We start from the raw sequence: 18,831 nt of genomic DNA, 5'->3' as shown, positions 1-18,831 counted from the left end.
CCGGCTTGCCGGCGAAGGCTGTGTATCAGGCGACGTATTTTCAGCTCCCGGAGCGGATCTTGTTCCAGACCCGCGTGCGAACCCGGTCGACATTCAATGGCATCGCCTCCAGCGCAAACAATTTCCCCATCATCTCCGGACTCGGGTACACCTTGGTGTCATTCTTGATCACCGGGTCGATCAGGCTGTCAGCCTGTTGGTTACCGTTGGCATAGCGCACATGGTTACTGATGCTGGCCATGACGTCCGGCCGCAACAGGTAGTTCATGAAGGCATAACCAGCCTTTTCATCCGGAGCATCAACAGGCATGGCGACCATGTCGAACCAGATGGCGGAGCCTTCCTTGGGAATCGAGTAGCCAATCTCGATGCCGTTGTTAGCTTCCTTGGCACGACTTTCCGCTTGCAGAATGTCCCCGGAGAAACCGACGGCCACGCAGATGTCACCATTGGCCAAGTCGCCGGTGTACTTGGACGAGTGGAAATAGCTGACGTACGGCCGGACTTTGATTAACAGCGCTTCGGCCTTTTTATAATCGTCCGGGTTCTTGCTGTGATGCGGCAGGCCCAGGTAGGGTGTCGGGGGCGATGTAGCTCGACCAGTTGTAGATCTTGACGGTTTCAGCCGCTTGGCTGAGGGTCGCGACGAGTGCCAAGGGGGCCAGAGTCAGGGACTTTCGAATCATGAGTCGATTCCTGTATGGGTTGTGTTCTTTTTATTGGAGTGTTTGCAGGCAATCAGAGGATCAAAAAATCAAGACGTAGGTCTTGCGCACGGTTTCCTGGATGTCCCAGATACCGAGGCTGTTGGCAGGCAACATCAGTGCATCGCCGGCTTCTATGTAAAGGGTTTCACCCTCATCCGGGGTGAAGGTGCAGCGTCCCTGGATGAAGTGACAGAACTCCTGGGCAACGATCTGGCGGCGCCAGCGACCCGGTGTACATTCCCAGACGCCGGTTTCGACGCCGTCGTCGCGTTCGACACTGGTGGTCGAGGCCACCGCCACCGGTGTGCCCAATGGCACGGCGACCGGGTTCGACTCGTCCAGCTTCAGGGTTGCGGTGTTCTTGAATTGCGTAATGCCCATGGGAGTACCTGTCGATGAAGCCGATGGATGAAGAGCGCGCCGTTTACTGCATGAAACCTTCCATGAACCCCGCCACGCCGCTGGCCAGTTTACGACGCCACGGCGCGGTGTCCGGGTTGGCCAGGGTCTGGTCTTCGTGGACGAAGCTGCGGATGATCGCGTTGTAGCCGAGCCAGCGGCAGGGTTCCGGTTCCCAGGCCCTGAGCGCCTCGAGACCGCCCTGGGGGATGACCCACGGCTGACGCACCAGCTCGCTGTCGCGCTGCAGAATCAGGTCGGCCAGGGTCCGCCCACCGAGGTTGCTGGCACCCACCCCCTCCCCGCCATAACCGCCGGACAAGGCAATGCCGCTGGCTCGGTCACACAGCATGTGCGGCTTGAAACGCCGGGACATGCCCAGATTGCCGCCCCAGGCATGGGTGATTTGCACGTTCTTCAGTTGCGGGAAGAGCTCGCCGAACAGATAGCGGCGTAACTCCACCTCGTTGCTGGTCAGGTCAAAGTCATGCCGTAGTTTGCCGGCGAACTGATAACCACCCCGGGCGCCGAACACCAGGCGGTTGTCCGCCGTGCGCTGACCGTAGGTGACCTGGCGGCTGCTTTCGCTGAAGGCCTGGCCGCGACTCAGGCCGATGTCGTCCCAGGTCGCGGCGGACAGCGGTTCGGTGGCCACGATCAAGCTTTGCACCGGCAACTGGTAGCGCCCCAACGGCGGCAGAGTGACCGCGTAGCCTTCCACCGCCGGCACGAGCCAATGGCAGCGAACCCCGGCTTTCGCCGTGCGCAGGCCACCCGCCTGCCAGTGAGTGACCGGACTGTTCTCGTAAATCGCCACGCCCATGCGTTCCACCGTCCGCGCCAGACCCCGCACCAGCTTGGCCGGGTGAATGGTCGCGACATGCGGTGCGTAGATCCCGCCATAGGGTTTGGCAACACGAATGTGTTGCGCCAGCTGCACGGGACTGAGCCAGCGGTAATCGCTTTCGGTCAGGCCCTGGCGGTAGAGTTTGTCCAGATAATGCCGCAGGCTGGTCTCCTGCTCGGGGTAACGGGCAGCACAATACAGGGCCCCGCCCTTGCGATAATCGCAGTCGATACCTTCGCGTTCGATGACGATGCCCACCTCATCGGGAATGGCATGCAACAGGTCGAAAGACGCCCGGCGCTGCTCGGGTGACAGCTCGGCGAGCAAGCGATCCTCGCCCAACAGGTTGCCCATCAACCAGCCGCCATTGCGTCCCGAGGCGCCAAAACCGGCGGTCTGCGCTTCAACGATGGCGATGTTCAACTCGGGAGCCTGGCGCTTGAGGTAATACGCGGTCCAGAGACCGGTGTACCCCGCGCCAATGATCGCTACGTCGACGTCCAGATCCCGTTCCAGCGCCGGACGCGCCAACAAGGGTTCGTCGAGTTGATCCATCCACAAACTGATAGTGCGCCACGCCGGCATGTAAGACTCCGCCACTCAAACTTCGATGGCGTCGATCCTAGTGCGTGGACCTATAGGCTGTCTTGCGCGCGTGCACGCAGAGAAATTTGTTTGGCATAGGCGTTCGGCGAAAGGCCGGTGTGCTGACGGAAGCATTTATAGAACGCCGACAGTGAATTGAAGCCGGCGGCAAAGGCCAGTTCGTCGATGCGCAGGGGCGGCGTGGCGCTATCCAGCGCCGCGAGCAGATGTTGCAGCCGCGCCTGGTTGACGTAGCGGTAGAAGCTCTGGCCGAGCACCTGATTCAGTAGATAGGAAATCTGGTTGCGGCTGTATCCGCATTCCGCGGCCACTCGCTGCAGGTCGAGTTCGGGATCCAGATAGGGCTGGCGCGTCTGGAAATACTGTTGCAGGTCTTGCGCCATGAAACTCAGCTGCCGTGGCGACAGCCCGAGCCGACTGACAGCCGGGCGCTGGCTGCCGGCGGTTTGGCTGGCGGACTGCTCATGCACCAGGGAGGCGTATTCGTTGACCCGCCAGATCAGCCCGTCACGTACGGTAATCGCCTCGCTGGCCCGGAACGACACCAGGCCTTCGCCGCCGCGCAGGGTGATGCGGTATTGAATGAATGCGGTGTTGCCGTCCAGGCGAATACGGTCGGAGTGCTCCAGGGCTTCATCCGGATCCCGTGGCATGCTGCTGCGTACGTACTCATGCAATTCGTCCAGGCCCATCACCCGGTTCTGGAAAAAGTCGTTGTATTGAACATCGGGGTGAAACAGCGCCATGACACCGTCCAGATCCCGGTGTTTCCAGCGCAGGTGGTAACGCATCACCGTCTCGCCCGTAGCCTGGGTTTGCAACGGACCATCATCATCGGCGTGCATAAGGGACTCGACGAAAAAAGCCGAGCTTGCCCAAATTCCGTCCCGGCTTCAATGACCAATCTCTGCTGCCCCTTGACCGAAAAAATCAGCTAAGGATGACTTGCGTCAAAAAAAACTGAACCAATCGCTAAACGGCCTGAAAAATCCACATTATTTTCACATGCAGATGCTACTTTTAATGGCAGTCACCGGTTGAGCCAATGAAGGCTCTTCCCTCCTAACATGAGCTAACGGAAGCGCTCGATGAAGAAGGCGGGCTACACATGAATAAAGGGTTCAATAACAAAGTCACCTTTCCAAATGCCTGCCAGCTGATGCGCTGGCATTTTCATCCCATGGGTTTCGAGGCGAGCATGGATGCGCCGGGCAGTATGATTGCCCGTCTGTTTGACCGTGCCAGTGGCGAGACCATGATCGCCATCGCCGGTATTCCCTGCGCGACGGTAATGAATGCGGCGGATGTAGAGCGAATAATCGAAGCGGTGGAGGATGAGCTTGAGGCTTTCATTCCGCCGATGGCCCTCAGGAGTTATGCCTGAAGGCTGAATAACCCACAACAAGCCCACATCATGTGGGCTTTTTTGTGAGGCAAGATCAAGATCAAAAGATCGCAGCCTCGTTGCACTCGACAGCTCCTACAGTGATCGCATTTCAATGTAGGAGCTGCCGCAAGCTGCGATCTTTTGAGGTTCACGCCGATGTCTTGCCTTGGCGGTGATCGACGAAGAATACCTTGCCCTTGCCGATCCGGTCGGAGGCCTTGGGCATGTTGGCCGCCTGGGTGTCCTGACCGTCGACATACCAGTAGCAATGACTCACCGCCCGCGTGATGCCGACATAAGCCAGGCGCAGGATCTCGTCTTTTTGCGCATTGTCATACGCTTCGCTGTCGCCCGCCTTGCCCAGACCCGCCATGCGATAGACCTGATTCTTGTAGGGTGAACTGGTCAGGTGCTGACAATCCCCCAGCAGAAACACCGCGTCCGCCTGAAGCCCCTTGGCACTGTGGTAGGTCAATTGCTTCAACCGCCGCGCGTCATGGGGCAAGCTAGAATCAACATTAACTACTGGAAGAATATGCTGCTCTATCAATGCTTTATCGCTACTTTTTCGATAAAGCATCAAGATTGAATCGCCCTTTCTGTAGTGTTCCATCAAGCGTGTGGCCATGCCCTGATCATCCCGATCGAGCACATTGACCGGCAGCAACGCCTTCGGTTCGCCACTGGCCTTGGCCTTCTTGCCCGCGATCGCCGGTGCGGCGCGCACGATATGTTCGGCGGCATCGATGATGTGCTGGTGACTGCGGTAGTTGTCGCTGAGCATGACCCTGGTCGTGCCCGGTGACGGGAATTCCTTGCTGAACTCCATGAAATAGGTCGGCGAACTGCCGCGCCAGCCATAGATAGACTGCCAGTCATCGCCGACACAGAGCAACGACGACCGTTGCGCACCCCGCCCCACATGCATGGCCGGCCCGCGACCGCGAATCTCGGCCAGGCTGGCGCGAATCCAGGAGACGATCTGCGGCGAAACGTCCTGGAATTCATCGATCATCAGGTGCGACATCGGCCGCAGCAGCTCATCGCTCAGCAGTTTCAGATTTTCCGGGGAATGCTCGCTGAACAAGGCGAACATCCGGTTGTAAGTCATCACCGGCGGTTTCTGGTCAAGCAGATGGTCTTCCAGCGCACGCCAGTACAGGCTCAAGGCCTCGAAGAAAAACCGGTCCGGGTCGTCCTTGGCAAAACTCATCTGCCCTACGGAGCTCGGAACATCCAGGCCGAGATTCTCGATAAACCCCGCCGCCGCCACGAAACAGTCCAGCAGCGGTGCCGAAGCAAGCTCGCCCTTGACCTTGTAATCGAAGCCGGGACCGGCGCTGGCATCGCCTGCAAGAGACGTCAACACACGCCTTGACGACTCATAACTATCCAGCCATATCAACGGCTTACGGCAGAAAGCTTGAAACAGGGTGCGCTTTACCGCCCATTCCGCGCGCACGGAAAGTTTGGCGTTCGGACGGCTGACCTGCGGGTTTTCCCGTGGATCGAAACCCAGCACCACCCAGGCGTCCAGGCTTGGAATATAGCCGTGGCAATGGAAGGTGGCGCCGTTGATATCGAACGTCTGGCGATTGGGCTCGATGCCTTTGATCGGCCAGGCACCGGCGCGAAACCACAGATCTTCAATGACATCGCACAGCTCTTCATCACGTTTGGCCGCCAGTTCGGTCACGGCCATGCGTTTTTGCACGTCCGGGTGATCGCGCTCCAGTTCCTTGAGTTGCAAGGCGTGACGCGACAATGGCTTGATCAGTTCACGAAAACGCTCATCCCGGGTGTGCAGGCTGTGATAGCAGGCGTTGAGTTGCTGGCGTTGGGCATCGTTGATGCGCAGGTCGAACGGATTGCTGTCGACTTCCTCGTCGCCGGTTTGTACCCGGTGGCTGAGGTTTTCAAAGGCTTGCAGCCGCTCGAAGCCCGGCAGGCTGCGAACCATTGGCAGGATGCGCGAGTGAAAAGTGCGCACCAGATCCCGCGCCTCCTTGAGACTGAGCGCCCGCCCCCAGAGCGCAAACAGTTCAACCAGCTTGCTGATGAAGTCCTTGCGCGACTCACGGGTAAAGGTCACCACCGTCATCGAGCTCAACTCGAAGCCCAGATAGTGGCTCAGCAGCAAAATTCGCAGCACCAGCGTGGTCGACTTGCCCGCACCCGCCCCGGCAATCACCGAGGTCGAGGGGGTGTCGCTGAAGATCATCTTCCACTGAGCGGCGCTGGGCTGGGCGTGCGGCGCCAGCAACCGGGCAACGTCAGCCTTCATGCGCTTCTTCAACTCTGCACTCAGTGGCAGGCGCCAGTCGTCGAACAGATTGGCGTCGACACCGGGCGGCCGATGCTCGGTGGAGCGTGAATCGCGGATCAGCAATACCTGCCGACCCTCCTCAAGCCCTTCAAGCTTGCCTTCCTTATAGCCGTAATCGACGCCGGCGCTATGCCCGCTGCGAAAGCCGTCGGCCTGGCCGTGCAGCCAGGACGCGCGATGTTGCGCCCGTAAACGCGTAAGGCCATGGCCAAAGAGCCGGGCGGCCAGACGCTTGAGCAATGGCATCTCGGCCAGCGGTCGAAGTTCGGGAGGAAGATCGGGGGTGTGTTGCGGCACGCGGACTGACTCCAGGGTGTGAGGCTGTTGGGGGCTATGGTGTCCGCATTTGCTCTGGAGTTCTAGTCAAATGCTTACAGGTCATTGGCTTATGCGATGAAGTGAAGGTCGGATGTGACAAATTCGAGGCGATGAATAATCAGTTTATTCGATTGTATTGAGGCATTTTTTACGCTTTTTATCGATCGGTACCTGGCAGATGATGCTCGCCATCAACCACCTTTTGCGGAGACGATCATGCTCGAACTCAGACCCTTCAACTCCCTGGGCGGCGCCCACCACGGCTGGTTGGATGCCCACCACCACTTTTCGTTCGCCGAGTATCACGATCCGAAACGCATGAACTGGGGCAACCTGCGAGTATGGAACGACGATGTAATCGCCTCGGGAACCGGTTTTCCGAAACACCCGCACCGGGACATGGAAATCATCACCTATGTCCGTGAAGGCGCGATTACTCATGAAGACAATCTGGGCAACAAGGGTCGGACCGAAGCAGGTGACGTTCAGGTCATGAGCGCCGGTACCGGAATTGCCCACAGCGAGTACAACCTGGAAGCGACCGAGACCAGGATCTTCCAGATCTGGATCATTCCGAACGAGTCTGGTTTGGCACCGTCCTGGGGCGCCAAGCCTTTCCCCAAGGGCCAGCGCGAAGGTTTCGTGACCCTGGCCAGCGGCAAGTCTGGCGACGATCAGAGCCTGCGGATTCGTGCCGATGCGCGATTGGTGGCAGCAAACCTGAAGGCCGGCGAGTCCGCTGAATATCACCTCCACAATGGCCGTCGCGCCTACCTGGTACCGGCGACCGGTGTCATTGAAGTCAATGGCTTGCGTGCACAAGCTCGAGACGGGGTGGCGATTTCCGAGGAGCAGGTGTTGCGGGTGACGGCTATCGAGGACAGCGAAATCGTTCTGGTGGATCTGGCTTGATCGTGTGAATGCAGGGCAAAAAAAGGGCGACCGTCAATGGTCGCCCCTTTTTTATCTAGCCGAATTTATGGTGGTGACTGGGCCGACGCCTTCGCTGGCAAGCCAGCTCCTACAGGGTTTTACGCAATCCTTGTGGGAGCGGGCTTGCCCGCGATAGGGCCCTCAATCACTTCGCGGAGATAGCGCCATCCACGAGGGTTTGAGCCTCGGCAACCAACTGTTTGAGGTGCTCGTCACTGACAAAGCTCTCGGCGTAGATCTTGTAAATGTCTTCCGTCCCCGACGGCCGTGCCGCGAACCAGCCATTCTCGGTCATGACTTTCAAGCCGCCGATGGCCTGGTCGTTACCTGGCGCATGGCTAAGAATGCTCTGAATGGCTTCGCCCGCCAATTGAGTGGAGGTGACCTGCTCCGGCGACAGCTTGCTCAACAAGGCTTTCTGCTCTGGATTGGCCTTGGCGTCGACCCGCACCGAGAACGGTTCGCCCAGTTCATCGGTCAAGGCGCGATAGGCCTGGCTTGGGTCGCGACCGGTGCGGGCGGTCATTTCCGCTGCCAGCAAGGCCGGGATCAAGCCGTCCTTGTCGGTGCACCAGACGCTGCCGTCCTTGCGCAGGAACGAAGCGCCGGCGCTTTCTTCGCCACCAAAGCCCAGAGAGCCGTCAAACAGCCCCTCGGCGAACCACTTGAAGCCGACCGGTACTTCGTACAGCCGCCGACCCAGACGCTTGGCGACGCGATCGATCAAGCCGCTGCTGACCACGGTTTTACCCACGGCGGCATCGGCGCGCCATAGCGGTCGGTTCTGGAACAGGTAATCAATGGTCACCGCCAGGTAATTGTTCGGCGCCAGCAGGCCACCGGACGGGGTCACGATGCCATGGCGATCGTGATCCGGATCACAGGCAAATGCCACGTCGAAGCGTTCTTTCAGGCCGATCAGACCTTGCATCGCATAGGGGGACGATGGGTCCATGCGGATCTGCCCGTCCCAGTCGACGGTCATGAAGCGGAACGTGGAATCCACCTCTTTATTGACCACTTCCAGATCCAGACGGTAATGCTCGGCAATCGCCGACCAGTAGCGCACCCCTGCTCCGCCCAGCGGATCGACGCCCAGATGCAACCCGGCATCGCGAATGGCATCGAAGTCGATCACGTTGATCAGGTCGGCAACATAGGTGTTGAGGTAATCGTGACGATGGGTGGTGCCCGCCTTCAGTGCCTGCTCGTAGCTGATGCGCTTGACGCCGGCAAGCTTGTTGCCGAGCAGTTCGTTGGCCTTGGCTTCGATCCACTTGGTGATGTGGGTATCGGCCGGGCCACCGTTGGTGGGGTTGTATTTATAACCACCGCTTTGCGGCGGGTTATGGGACGGCGTGATCACGATGCCATCCGCCAGGCCCGACGTACGCCCGCGGTTGTAGCAGAGGATGGCATGGGAAATGGCCGGCGTAGGGGTGTACTCGTCACCTTCGGCAATCATCACCGTCACGCCGTTGGCGGCCAGCACTTCGAGGGCGCTGGCACCGGCCGGCGTGGACAACGCGTGGGTGTCGATACCGACGAACAGCGGACCATCAATGCCCTGGGCTTCGCGGTACAGGCAGATCGCCTGGCTGATCGCCAGCACGTGCCATTCGTTGAAACTCAAGTCGAACGAGCTGCCTCGGTGCCCGGACGTGCCGAAGGCTACGCGCTGGGTGGAGATGGCGGCATCAGGCTGGCCAGTATAATAGGCCGTTACCAGTCGCGGGATGTCGACCAACAGTTCTGCCGGTGCCGGTTTGCCCGCAAAAGGACTGAGTGTCATTGCAAAACCTCGGGAATAGAGTGGGTCAGGAATAGGGACGCAGTTTACTGGCAGTTTGACCGCAGCGCGATATTATCGATCCCGGGGGCGACGCGATAAAACGCGACAGCTTCGCGAAACGGATCAGTCGATCGACTCCAGGCGCAACGCATCCCCCAGCTGACCCAGTACGGCGGCGAGATCATGGTCACCGCCGAACGTATGACTCAGGCGCAGATGTTGCGAGTGCAACCCCTGAAGACTGAACAGTTCTCCCGGCGCGATCACCACCTGGTGCTTGAGCAGACGCTGAAACACTCGATGCACATCGACCTGGCGCAGCGAACGGGCCCAGATCGTCGCACCGCCCTGGGGATCGACGAACTGCAAGGCATCGCCCAGACGCTCCTGCAGCAGCTGGGTCATCTGCACTTTGCGATCCTTGAGCAACCGCCGCAATACCTGGAGATGGTGGTCGATACGGCCATTGCCGTACAAGCGGGCGATGGCTTTCTGACGAATCGGCGACAGGCGAAACGAGCGCAGCAAAAACTGTCGTTGCAGTTCAACCCGCAGATGCCGCGAAAGCAGATAGCCATAGGGTGCCTCGGGCCCGATGATCTTTTCGAACGTGGAAAACACGATCAGCCGGTCAGGGTCCAGCAGATCGCGAAACCGCAGGCCGTCCGGTTCGAATCCGAGCTCACCGTAGCAGTCGTTTTCCAGGACCCAACTCCCATGCTGCGCCAGCAACTGCGCGACGACGTGTCGGTTGTCGTCGGGCGCCAGGCTGCCGCGCGGCATATTCACTGCGGATGAAAGCATCACCAGACGTACCGGGCTGGTTTCCAGCAACTCCTTGAGCCGCTCGACGTCGAGACCGCCGCAGGCTTGCAGCGGCAGCTCGACCACATCCACATCCGCGGCCTGCAGCAGGCGCAGAATCACCCAGTCGCATGGCGACTCGACGATCACCGTGGCGTCCTTGAGGCACAGCACGGCGATCAATATTTCCAGTACGCCCCGCAGGTCTGCGCCGATGTACACGTCATCGGCGTGCCAGCAGCGCATTGGCGACGAGGTATAGCGCGCCGCCAACGCCGTACGCAATTCCAGCTCGCCGCACGGCTGCAAGGACGAATACGGCTGACGTGGGTACTGGCGCAGCAATTCCCTCTCCAGCAGCAGCAACGGCCGGTCCAGGGGTTGCAACAACGCCGGCTCATCGGCGCTCAAGACCAGCATGCCGGGACGCCTGGCATTGACGTAGACGGTTTCGAGCAGGTCATGGCCACTACCGGGCACAGTGATGGAGGACACGGGTAACGCGTAATAACCGGACTTGGCAACCGAATACACCCGCCCTTCCTTCTCCAGCAGCGAGTACGCGTACTGAATAGTCGAGATCGACACACTCAGACGGTCCGCCAACTGGCGCAACGATGGCAGACGCACTCGTGCGTCGCTGGCCGGCTCCTCGATCAGGTTGGTCAGGTAGCGGTACACCGCCTGATAAGCGAAGTCGGTTTCTCTTGGTCCTTTCACTGTCCCGCCGACCATTCGCCCCCCACGGCGCAGTTATCGTCATACAGGGTGGCCTGCATGGGCAACGCCGGGCCAGGTACCGGGCCCATGCGATAAAGCGTGCCGATCAGACTGACAGGCAGTCCGCTGACGTCGACCATCCATTGCACGATTTGCTCCGGCACCGGATTGCCCTGCATGGCCCGGTGCAAGTCAGGCAACGCCACGAGCATGCCGGGGTGGCATTGACGCAGAAAGCGCTCAAGGGCGGCGCCGTTGTCGCCAAAAGGTGCGAACAGCAGGCACACCAGTTGCGCCTCGCTCAAACCAAGATTTTTCTGGACCTCGGCCGCTGCCCGTGCGCGCTGCTCGGCCGAGGTCGCCGGGTTGCCAAATGCCGCCACCGCCTGCTCGCCCAATCGCTGGGGAAGTTGCTTGCGGCGCATCATCACCAAGGCCCATTGCAGGTAATCGGCGACGCCCGACTCGTAGCTGTGACCGTGCACGAAACACGCTTGCAACCCCTTGAGGTGGGCGCAAATAGACAGGCTGACGTAATCGTTGTCGCGCAGCTGAGCCGACAGCTCGTCCGGTTGAAAACCGAGAAACTCGGTCAACAGCGGCCAGCGCTCTTCCAGATTGCTGACCAAGAGGTCGTGAATGTCGATATAGGTCGTGCGGCGGCAGGCTTCAAAATGCTCGGCGGGACGCCATGCTGCCCGGTCGTCCTCTGGGTACAACCGGCGATAGCTGTCGCTGCCCAGTTCATCGAGCAGCGTGAACAGCCCTTCGTAGCCGGGTTCGTGGTGATTCGAGGTGCTGAGCCCGGCCTTCGCCGCCGCACGCCTCAACCCTTCGATAAAGCGCTTTTGCTGGCGGAGGCTGTCGCTGCTGACCAATGCATCGACACCGCTGTCCCAGCGGGCGATTTGCCCGTAGAACTCGCCGGTGGCCAGGTACCCGTCGTCCCACAGATCAAGCGGCCCGTTCCAGCTTCGACGATGCCCGACCATCAGCAGGTTAAGCCGATTGAATTCCCGGCCGGCTTCGGAGATCGGCGCCAGGTGATTGAACGGCAGGACCTCTCGATTATCGACCATCAGGACTTCGACCCGTGGATCGTCATAAAAGAATAATGCACTGTGGCTGCGGTGGATGTTTTCCAGGGCCGTGGCGCTGGCGCCGTTCAAGCGCAGGGTGGCGACACGCAGCTGGAACGTCGCGGGCGCGCGGCCGGCGATACTCAGTTGTGCAGCACGCAGCAGCGCCAGGGTGTAGCAACTGTCACGTGATCCTGACTGGATCGCCAGCACCTTGTAATCGCCAATACGCTCCATCCCCCCCGCAGCCACCACCAGGCGCTGAATCATCAGCTGCAATGCGGTGCGTTCGGCGCGAGAGAAGAAACTCAGCAATCGTTGCAGTACTTGTTGATAGACATAGGTCATCGCTTGATCATGGATATTGGTCATCTTCATTTACCTGGTACGCGTAAGTTCGACAGTGCACAAACAAACATAGGCACCGTGCAATGGATCGCCAGCCCGTGCCTGAAGTGCCGGGCTTTATTGCAAAATGCTAACACTTAAATTTTTGGCAATTATTTGGAATGAGTGATGACTGCCTGAGCGTTGACCAAGGACAGGTTGCCGCGAAGCCCGGTAGATGCGGTGCCATGCGGCAACGCTGGACGTCCTAGGAAATGTCCGACAGCGTCCCACAGACATTTAGTACAAGAAATAAAGAAGGAAGTTACCCATGCTTTTTTGGCAACTGCTTTACGAGCCGCTATTGCTCGAACATACATCAATGAGGCGTATTGAAAAGTATCAGCCTGAAAACCGGCCATGACTCATTCCTTGAGATGAAAGTAATCATTCAATTATCAGGGCTTATAAGCTGATTAGAAGATACAGATTGAGAGCAAAAACCAGCTCAGTTGCTGAACTGACCCACCGACAAGGCAATGGGAGGTCTCATTGGTGGGGCGGGTAGCAGAAACGAAGAGTCCGTGCGGACACGGACTCTTGCAGGGGGGTTACGCAGGTTCGATCTGGAGGGCGACCCGTTCGCGACACGGGCATTCGTCCATGTAGCGGTGTGCTTCGACAAACTCGGTAAACGGGAAGACTCGAGTCTTGAGCGGCAGCAGCACACGGTCTGCGGTCAGCTGGTTGATATCGCGCAAGGCCCGTTGCAGCGCAACCTGGTCCTGAATGATGCCCAACTCCGGCTTGCCGGTGAAGTTGCCGATACAGTGCACAAAGAACTGAATGTTCTTCTGGAACGCTGCACAGGCCGGGAATGGCGTCTGGTTACCCCCTTGCAGGCCGTAGAGCACCAGGCTGCCGCGAGGTGCGAGCACATCGCCAAGCAACGACATCTGTGGGCCGCCGAGTCCGTCGAACACCACGTCCACGCCACGGTTATCGGTGATCTTGTTGATTTGCATCAGCAGATCCTGTTCTTCGGTGACGATGACTTTCTCGGCGCCGAGGGACAGCAGGTATTCCCGTTCATCCGCCGTCTTGGTCGCGGCAATTACCCGCACGCCCAAGGCTTTGCCCAACTGGACGAACGAAGGTCCGGCGCAGTGACTGGCGTCGGTGACCAGGGCAAATTGTCCGGGCTTGACCCGTGCCAGATCGGCGTAGGCGAAATAGGCGATCAACAGCGGCGTGTAATGCACACTGGCTTCGATCGGACTCAGTACGTCCGGGTAACGGGTCAGCGCCGAGCGCGGCAGAACGATCTGTTCGCCGTAGACTGGATAGTCGTTGGGGCTCTCGGCCGGGAAGCTGGCGACCTTGTCACCGATTTCCAGGTCATCGACGCCCTCGCCGAGCGCCGTGACCACGCCGGACATTTCATGGCCAAGCCCTGAAGGCAGGCGAGCATGGGACGACGCCAGGTTCTGGCGCCAGAGTATGTCGTACCAGCTGATGCCAATCGCCTCGACGCGCACCTGCACTTCGCCCGGCGCAGGCAAAGCGGCCGCATGCTCTTCGCATTTGAGCACCTCGGCCGGACCAAACTTGTGAAAACGGATCGTGCGTGACATCGCAAACCTCGTCAAAAGAAACCTCTAATGCCCTGAACTCTATCCGGGCTTTGTACCCAAGACCATCAGTGGCTATTAATAGTCGACATGCCTGTCATTGATTCCGCAGCATCGACAGGATCAACGGTTGTCGTCGCCGTTCCAGCGAAACTGAATTATTCGGTGCAGAGTAGCAGCCTTTCCCCGTAAGATTCATGCCGGCCATTGTTCTTAAATGGCCGCTCTCGTCAAGCCTAGACTCTGCCAGGACTCCAGATGAATCGTAATGACCTGCGTCGTGTCGACCTGAACCTGTTGATCGTATTCGAAACATTGATGCACGAACGCAGTGTGACCCGCGCTGCGGAGAAACTGTTCCTCGGCCAGCCGGCCATCAGTGCGGCGCTCTCGCGCCTGCGCGGGCTGTTCGATGATCCGTTGTTCGTGCGCACCGGGCGCAGCATGGAGCCGTCCGCTCGCGCCGTTGAAATTTTCGCCCTGCTCTCTCCAGCCCTGGATTCGATTTCCACTGCAGTCAGTCGTGCGGCGGAATTCGACCCGGCGACCAGCACCGCGGTGTTCCGCATCGGCCTGTCGGACGACGTTGAATTCGCCTTGCTGCCGATGCTGCTCAAACGCCTGCGCGCCGAATCGCCGGGGATCGTGCTGGTGGTGCGCCGGGCCAATTACATCCTGATGCCGAGCCTGCTGGCCTCGGGCGAGATTTCAATCGGCGTCAGCTACACCGCGGACCTACCGGCAAACGCCAAGCGCAAAGTGCTGCGCCGCAGCATGCCCAAGCTGCTGCGCGCCGACACTGTGCCGGGGCCATTGAGCCTGGATGATTTCTGCGCGCGGCCGCATGCGCTGGTGTCGTTCGCCGGCGACCTGAGCGGCTTTATCGATGAAGAACTGGAAAAGCTCGGGCGTAAACGCCATGTGGTGCTCGCGGTACCGCAGTTCAACGGGCTGAGCACACTGCTCAGCGGTACCGATATTGTCGCGACCGTGCCTGATTACACGGCTGAAGCGCTGACGGCGGCTGGCGGTGTGCGGGCTGAAGACCCGCCGTTGCCGGTGCGCAGTTTTGAATTGCACATGGCCTGGCGTGGATCCCAGGACAATGATCCGGGGGAGCGGTGGTTGAGGTCGCGGATTCAGATGTTTTTCGGGGATCCGGATAGCCTTGAGCAGCCGGGGCCTTAAGACATAAAAACCCTGTAAAAACTCAGGGCTTAGGCCCTCCAGACACCTTGGAGGAAGCGCGATGAATTTCAGAAAAGCCCTCGCGGGCATCGACTGGAAGAAGTGGGCTAACCGTGGGGCGCAGCTCGGGTTCGCCCTGGCGGCGATCGCCGGATATTACGGGTGCCACCACTGAAGCATTCCAGGCTTGTAGTTTCGTCGTTGGCCACCCACAGTGCGTCGCCAATCTGCTGAGCGACCGAAAGACCATCGCGCAACAACGCAAACGCCAGCTGCAAAGTCGGCCAGCGCTTTGCCAGGCGGCCCTTCAACGAAGTGTTGTCGCTCAGTGGGCACACCGTAGTGGTCGGCCAATGCGATAACGGACTTTTGCAGTGACTTGCGCACATCGCTGCTGAAACCTGGCATCGTCACTGCACCAGCGCCTGCGTCGGATATATGTGTCAGCAATAGATCGTAGGCATGCAGCAGATGCAGTTCCGCGCTGCATTGCATTGCCAATCCGTTCGCCACTCACCATAACCCCGCGCCCGCGCCCGCGGATCAGATCGGCCTCATCCTTGAGTGGGCCTATACTTCAAGGGTCGGCACACTCGATGTGATACGCAATTGTGTTTGATGCATGGGGTGACGCTTCGAGCGATCGTTCACGCAGGCCACGGCCTGCCTTCGTCGTAGGGAGGAACATATCATGGCGCGTAAATACATCGACTGCCGCGAGTTTCCGAGCGATTCCCAATGCTCAGTCGCACTGTCCGCAGACTCTGAAAGCGAACTGCTCGAGGCCGCCGCACAGCATGCAGTCAGTGTTCACAAGCACACCGACTCACCGGAACTGCGCGCTCAACTGAAGACGATGTTTCACGACGGCACCCCGCCTGTTGAAGCACCGCGTCCCGCTTAGTATTCAGGGGCATCGGGGGATGGGATTGTCATCCATAAGCACCTGCGGGGCCTATTTCGATGAGCTCCGCGGGCCTGACGGCCACTTCAGCCCCCGAATTGCATCCGTGCTGACCCGCACACGTCGTAGTGACGACCGGCAGAGAACGGCCAAAAGCTGCACTTAGCCGTGCACAATCCAGGATCAAAGGTCATGGATTGTCATGAATTGAAAAAGCGTTGTCGCCCAATGAAATGCTGGCCGCCCCCCCGTCTATAAACTTCTCGAGATCTGCGTGGCAAGCCCTGCCTTTGTGCGGCTCGCCCGGCCGGCACACGGCTCGGCCGCTTGCCCGGAGCCATACAACTTCCGGGCGCCCGTCTTGGGTGCCTTACCGGGTGTCATAAATGAACAAGAAAAATAAAGACCTCTCCCAGCAAACTGCGATGCACACGCTGAGCCTGAATCCGGCGTTCGGTCCTCGCCGGCGCGATCTGCTCGGCACCGCCCGCATGGTCCTGCGACAAGTGTTGAAGCAACCCGTGCATAGCGCTCGGCATATGGCGGCATTCGGCGTTGAGCTGAAAAATGTCCTGCTCGACCGCTCGCAGCTCAAGCCAGCAGCGGCAGACAAACGTTTCGACGAGCAGACCTGGCAGCGCAACCCGCTATACCGTCGCTACATGAAGACTTACCTGGCCTGGTGTCAGGAGATTCGCGCTTCATGACCGGCAGCGAGCTGCCAGTCGAGGCTCAGGAGTGGATGGAAACTGCCAGTAAACAGGCAGGCTCCTGGTGGCCCCATTGGCTGGCCTGGCTGCAGGCACGCTCGGGCGATCATAAAAAGGCTCCCCGTAAACTGGGCAACAGGGCTTATGCCGCTGCTGAGGCTGCGCCGGGTACCTACGTGCACCTGCGCTGAATCGGCAGTCGGTCGCAGGCGCCGCAGCGACCTGAAATGGGCGCATCAACACGCGTTTACGCAAAGTCGATACGGTTGCTCTCAGTATTGGCCTTGGCGGACTACCCACCCGCCTCACTCTGGCCGAGAGAGGGGTCAACATCGCCTCCGCTATCTTTATACGACAAAGCCCTGAATATTCAGGGCTTTTCTTCGCCTGTGATTTGATCATCCCTCTCTACCGATATCGACGCTACCTTGGACTCGCCGAGCTGGCGCTTTCCTTTACGTAAAAGCCCGTACGCCTCTCGCTCTGTAATCCCCTAGCCAGGTGGGGGTGATACAGAGCCCCGCGCCCTGCAGAAGACCGACGCGAATCGCCAATGAGCTAATGGCACGATAGCGCCCCCGAGTCCTGACGCTCGCTTGCAACCGCTTATTGATTCGTAAGACCACCTGCATCCCGGTGATGCGAACAACAAGGTGGTGGCGGAGAGTACCGATCTGAAAATACTTTTCTAGCCACCGAGGCAGCAAATAGTCACCGAGCGGCATTGATGGATGTTCGATCGTTGATCGTCGACCCCAACGCCGCCGCACTGTCACTTCAGGCGTTTATTTCCACCAATATTCGACTTGAAGCCCTACGTTAGAGCCGTGCAGGTCTGTACCAAACGCACCGGTATCAGACAGGGCCGACCCTGGAGATTGCAGGCCGGCGGCGCGTTGCGCAGCCTTGTTCCAAGTAGCGTAGGTGTAATACAGACGAATTTCCGGCCTGTCCCAGAATCCCGGTCCCTTCGGTGACCAAGTTGGCGCGACGGTGTATTTGGTGAGTTTTCGGGTGCCGTCCGCGGCCTCAACCTGGTCGCGCCCAACTTCGGTGATCAACTTGAACTGATCCGTGAACGCATAAATTGGCCGAACACCAATGGACAACCAGTTCTGATCATCTCCATCAGGGCGTGTGTCTTTTTGATAGACCAATTCAACTTGACCGCTGAAGGCACGGGTCATTTGCCAATCGAAGAACTCCACGAGCCGCCAGCTCTTGTTGCTCTCATCCAACGTCGAATCACCGGTGTAGCCCAACGCGGTGCCCGGCCCTTGGCCGTATTGAACAGCGAACTTGTTGATTCCGCCCAGAAACGCGACCTGCTTGTGCTGGGCAACCACCGACCAACCCCCATGAGCATTCTCACGGCTCGGCTTGTCCAGATAACTGACGCCCAACTGAACCTCGCCACCGGGATTTGTGTTGAATCCGCTGACGGTCACATCATGCCGGGTCACATATTCCTTTTGGAAAATGTTGTCTTTGCGTGAGAACACGTAGCTGTATTTCAGATCTCCCAATGCCACCTGATCGAACCCAAAGCCCGTTGAGCTTTGATTCCAGTAGAAGTAGTCGGAAATATTGATGTCGTTTCGGTTGTAGTAACGACGGCCTGCCCAGAAAGAACCGCCATTCAAGGCCGGCATCTTGCTCCACTCTGCGTAGAGCTGACTCATTCGCGTATAGCCGTGCTCTCCGTCAAATTTCGGTTCATGGCCATACTCGTTGTAAAACTGCGCCATGCCTTCCACGCTAACCACCGAGCCGTCGTCCAGTGAAAGCAGATCCTGGCGCAAATCCAGCTCCAGATATTGCTCACATTCGTTGCCAAGGCGATATTTGGATTGCGCGCCGGGCAGCTGAAAACATGACTGTTTCCCGCCTTGAGTCGAATCCCCTACCCCGGTTCTGAAATAACCACTGAAATCGGCTGAATACGCATCGACAGGCAAAAAACCGACAGCAAAGGACGCACCCAGAACCGCACTGAGAGTCTTGACGTTCATTTATGACACCTTTCGTTTTTATAGTTGTTGGATAAGGCCGATAATGCGAGTTAGCACTTTTCATCCGCGTGCGCAGCTGACTCCGCGCAGCTAACACCGCACACAGACGCCCGAACGGAATACCAAGTTAAATCAAACAGA

Annotated in this window: 16 protein-coding genes and 4 pseudogenes; 6 read left to right on the top strand and 14 right to left on the bottom strand. The window is 58.9% G+C overall.

From position 1 onward, the window contains the following. Nucleotides 1-40: 40 nt before the first annotated feature. From ACA067_RS13885 to ACA067_RS13870, 4 genes and pseudogenes are all read right to left on the bottom strand, one after another. Nucleotides 41-574, bottom strand: a pseudogene (locus tag ACA067_RS13885) (extracellular solute-binding protein); the annotation flags it as partial. A 172-nt stretch (nucleotides 575-746) separates the two neighbouring features. Next, nucleotides 747-1,088, bottom strand: a complete 342-nt coding sequence (locus ACA067_RS13880; protein ID WP_497462281.1) for a cupin domain-containing protein — start codon at nucleotides 1,086-1,088, stop codon at nucleotides 747-749. A 43-nt stretch (nucleotides 1,089-1,131) separates the two neighbouring features. Then, entirely contained in the window at nucleotides 1,132-2,538 is a 1,407-nt protein-coding gene (locus tag ACA067_RS13875) for an NAD(P)/FAD-dependent oxidoreductase (RefSeq protein WP_497462280.1), read from the bottom strand. Nucleotides 2,539-2,588: 50 nt separating this feature from the next. Further along, on the bottom strand, nucleotides 2,589-3,404 hold the full coding sequence (locus ACA067_RS13870) for a helix-turn-helix domain-containing protein (protein ID WP_497462279.1): 816 nt from the start codon (nucleotides 3,402-3,404) through the stop codon (nucleotides 2,589-2,591). 263 nt (nucleotides 3,405-3,667) lie between these two features. Here ACA067_RS13870 and ACA067_RS13865 point away from each other — a divergent pair, with 263 nt between their 5' ends. Continuing rightward, the gene (locus ACA067_RS13865; RefSeq protein WP_128873417.1) at nucleotides 3,668-3,943 is read left to right on the top strand and encodes a DUF1652 domain-containing protein; all 276 of its coding nucleotides are present in this window, start codon (nucleotides 3,668-3,670) and stop codon (nucleotides 3,941-3,943) included. A gap of 151 nt (nucleotides 3,944-4,094) precedes the next feature. Here ACA067_RS13865 and ACA067_RS13860 read toward each other — a convergent pair whose 3' ends face one another. Further along, nucleotides 4,095-6,569 (bottom strand): UvrD-helicase domain-containing protein, encoded by a 2,475-nt coding sequence (locus ACA067_RS13860; RefSeq protein ID WP_497462278.1) that lies wholly within the window; start codon nucleotides 6,567-6,569, stop codon nucleotides 4,095-4,097. A gap of 237 nt (nucleotides 6,570-6,806) precedes the next feature. Here ACA067_RS13860 and ACA067_RS13855 point away from each other — a divergent pair, with 237 nt between their 5' ends. Beyond that, nucleotides 6,807-7,502: a pirin family protein gene (locus ACA067_RS13855; protein WP_497462277.1), complete on the top strand. Its 696-nt coding sequence runs from the start codon at nucleotides 6,807-6,809 to the stop codon at nucleotides 7,500-7,502. Between the two features lie 166 nt (nucleotides 7,503-7,668). On the opposite strand, the gene pgm is transcribed toward ACA067_RS13855, so the two are convergent. The 5 genes from pgm to ACA067_RS13830 form a co-directional block, all read right to left on the bottom strand. Then, on the bottom strand, nucleotides 7,669-9,315 hold the full coding sequence (gene pgm / locus ACA067_RS13850; RefSeq protein ID WP_497462276.1) for a phosphoglucomutase (alpha-D-glucose-1,6-bisphosphate-dependent): 1,647 nt from the start codon (nucleotides 9,313-9,315) through the stop codon (nucleotides 7,669-7,671). Between the two features lie 123 nt (nucleotides 9,316-9,438). Then, complete coding sequence (locus ACA067_RS13845) at nucleotides 9,439-10,839, bottom strand: aminotransferase-like domain-containing protein (RefSeq protein ID WP_497462275.1); 1,401 nt, start codon at nucleotides 10,837-10,839, stop codon at nucleotides 9,439-9,441. Continuing rightward, nucleotides 10,836-12,290: a hypothetical protein gene (locus ACA067_RS13840; RefSeq protein ID WP_497462274.1), complete on the bottom strand. Its 1,455-nt coding sequence runs from the start codon at nucleotides 12,288-12,290 to the stop codon at nucleotides 10,836-10,838. The genes ACA067_RS13845 and ACA067_RS13840 overlap by 4 nt, the downstream gene beginning before the upstream one ends. A 128-nt stretch (nucleotides 12,291-12,418) precedes the next feature. Beyond that, entirely contained in the window at nucleotides 12,419-12,667 is a 249-nt protein-coding gene (locus tag ACA067_RS13835; protein WP_497462273.1) for a hypothetical protein, read from the bottom strand. Nucleotides 12,668-12,856: 189 nt separating this feature from the next. Beyond that, nucleotides 12,857-13,879 carry a zinc-dependent alcohol dehydrogenase family protein gene (locus ACA067_RS13830; protein ID WP_497462272.1) on the bottom strand — a complete coding sequence of 341 codons (1,023 nt, stop codon included), beginning with the start codon at nucleotides 13,877-13,879 and terminating at the stop codon, nucleotides 12,857-12,859. 255 nt (nucleotides 13,880-14,134) lie between these two features. On the opposite strand from ACA067_RS13830, the gene ACA067_RS13825 reads away from it, so the two are divergent. Next, nucleotides 14,135-15,064, top strand: coding sequence for a LysR family transcriptional regulator (locus ACA067_RS13825; protein WP_497457079.1), 930 nt, complete (start codon nucleotides 14,135-14,137; stop codon nucleotides 15,062-15,064). A gap of 179 nt (nucleotides 15,065-15,243) precedes the next feature. Here the strand turns inward: ACA067_RS13825 and ACA067_RS13820 are convergent. Continuing rightward, a pseudogene (locus tag ACA067_RS13820) lies at nucleotides 15,244-15,363 on the bottom strand (DUF3616 domain-containing protein); the annotation flags it as partial. Beyond that, nucleotides 15,335-15,574, bottom strand: a pseudogene (locus ACA067_RS13815) (adenine nucleotide alpha hydrolase family protein); the annotation flags it as partial. The pseudogenes ACA067_RS13815 and ACA067_RS13820, both read right to left, overlap by 29 nt. Nucleotides 15,575-15,755: 181 nt before the next feature. Here ACA067_RS13815 and ACA067_RS13810 point away from each other — a divergent pair. From ACA067_RS13810 to ACA067_RS13800, 3 genes are all read left to right on the top strand, one after another. Then, a complete protein-coding gene (locus tag ACA067_RS13810; RefSeq protein ID WP_020795174.1) occupies nucleotides 15,756-15,968 on the top strand; it encodes a DUF1059 domain-containing protein in 213 nt (70 codons plus the stop codon). Between the two features lie 386 nt (nucleotides 15,969-16,354). Continuing rightward, on the top strand, nucleotides 16,355-16,675 hold the full coding sequence (locus ACA067_RS13805) for a hypothetical protein (RefSeq protein WP_497462271.1): 321 nt from the start codon (nucleotides 16,355-16,357) through the stop codon (nucleotides 16,673-16,675). Next, the gene (locus ACA067_RS13800; RefSeq protein ID WP_497462270.1) at nucleotides 16,672-16,869 is read left to right on the top strand and encodes a hypothetical protein; all 198 of its coding nucleotides are present in this window, start codon (nucleotides 16,672-16,674) and stop codon (nucleotides 16,867-16,869) included. Before ACA067_RS13805 ends, ACA067_RS13800 begins: the two co-directional genes overlap by 4 nt. Nucleotides 16,870-17,172: 303 nt before the next feature. Here ACA067_RS13800 and ACA067_RS13795 read toward each other — a convergent pair. Together ACA067_RS13795 and ACA067_RS13790 are read right to left on the bottom strand one after the other, a co-directional pair. Next, nucleotides 17,173-17,271, bottom strand: a pseudogene (locus ACA067_RS13795) (LysR family transcriptional regulator); the annotation flags it as partial. 192 nt (nucleotides 17,272-17,463) lie between these two features. Next, nucleotides 17,464-18,690, bottom strand: coding sequence for a maltoporin (locus ACA067_RS13790; protein ID WP_497462269.1), 1,227 nt, complete (start codon nucleotides 18,688-18,690; stop codon nucleotides 17,464-17,466). Between the last annotated feature and the right edge of the window lie 141 nt (nucleotides 18,691-18,831).

This window comes from Pseudomonas sp. LBUM1674 (assembly GCF_059695635.1).
Note: the sequence above shows the minus strand (reverse complement) of the source record. Positions and strands in the feature narration are given on the sequence as shown.

Coding starts and splice junctions, on each gene's coding strand:
- pgm (WP_497462276.1), bottom strand. CDS start 9,315: ATGACACTCAGTCCTTTTGCGGGCAAACCGGCACCGGCAGAACTGTTG.
- ACA067_RS13810 (WP_020795174.1), top strand. CDS start 15,756: ATGGCGCGTAAATACATCGACTGCCGCGAGTTTCCGAGCGATTCCCAA.
- ACA067_RS13800 (WP_497462270.1), top strand. CDS start 16,672: ATGACCGGCAGCGAGCTGCCAGTCGAGGCTCAGGAGTGGATGGAAACT.
- ACA067_RS13830 (WP_497462272.1), bottom strand. CDS start 13,879: ATGTCACGCACGATCCGTTTTCACAAGTTTGGTCCGGCCGAGGTGCTC.
- ACA067_RS13875 (WP_497462280.1), bottom strand. CDS start 2,538: ATGCCGGCGTGGCGCACTATCAGTTTGTGGATGGATCAACTCGACGAA.
- ACA067_RS13805 (WP_497462271.1), top strand. CDS start 16,355: ATGAACAAGAAAAATAAAGACCTCTCCCAGCAAACTGCGATGCACACG.
- ACA067_RS13840 (WP_497462274.1), bottom strand. CDS start 12,290: ATGACCAATATCCATGATCAAGCGATGACCTATGTCTATCAACAAGTA.
- ACA067_RS13790 (WP_497462269.1), bottom strand. CDS start 18,690: ATGAACGTCAAGACTCTCAGTGCGGTTCTGGGTGCGTCCTTTGCTGTC.
- ACA067_RS13870 (WP_497462279.1), bottom strand. CDS start 3,404: ATGCACGCCGATGATGATGGTCCGTTGCAAACCCAGGCTACGGGCGAG.
- ACA067_RS13855 (WP_497462277.1), top strand. CDS start 6,807: ATGCTCGAACTCAGACCCTTCAACTCCCTGGGCGGCGCCCACCACGGC.
- ACA067_RS13835 (WP_497462273.1), bottom strand. CDS start 12,667: ATGGCCGGTTTTCAGGCTGATACTTTTCAATACGCCTCATTGATGTAT.
- ACA067_RS13825 (WP_497457079.1), top strand. CDS start 14,135: ATGAATCGTAATGACCTGCGTCGTGTCGACCTGAACCTGTTGATCGTA.
- ACA067_RS13865 (WP_128873417.1), top strand. CDS start 3,668: ATGAATAAAGGGTTCAATAACAAAGTCACCTTTCCAAATGCCTGCCAG.
- ACA067_RS13880 (WP_497462281.1), bottom strand. CDS start 1,088: ATGGGCATTACGCAATTCAAGAACACCGCAACCCTGAAGCTGGACGAG.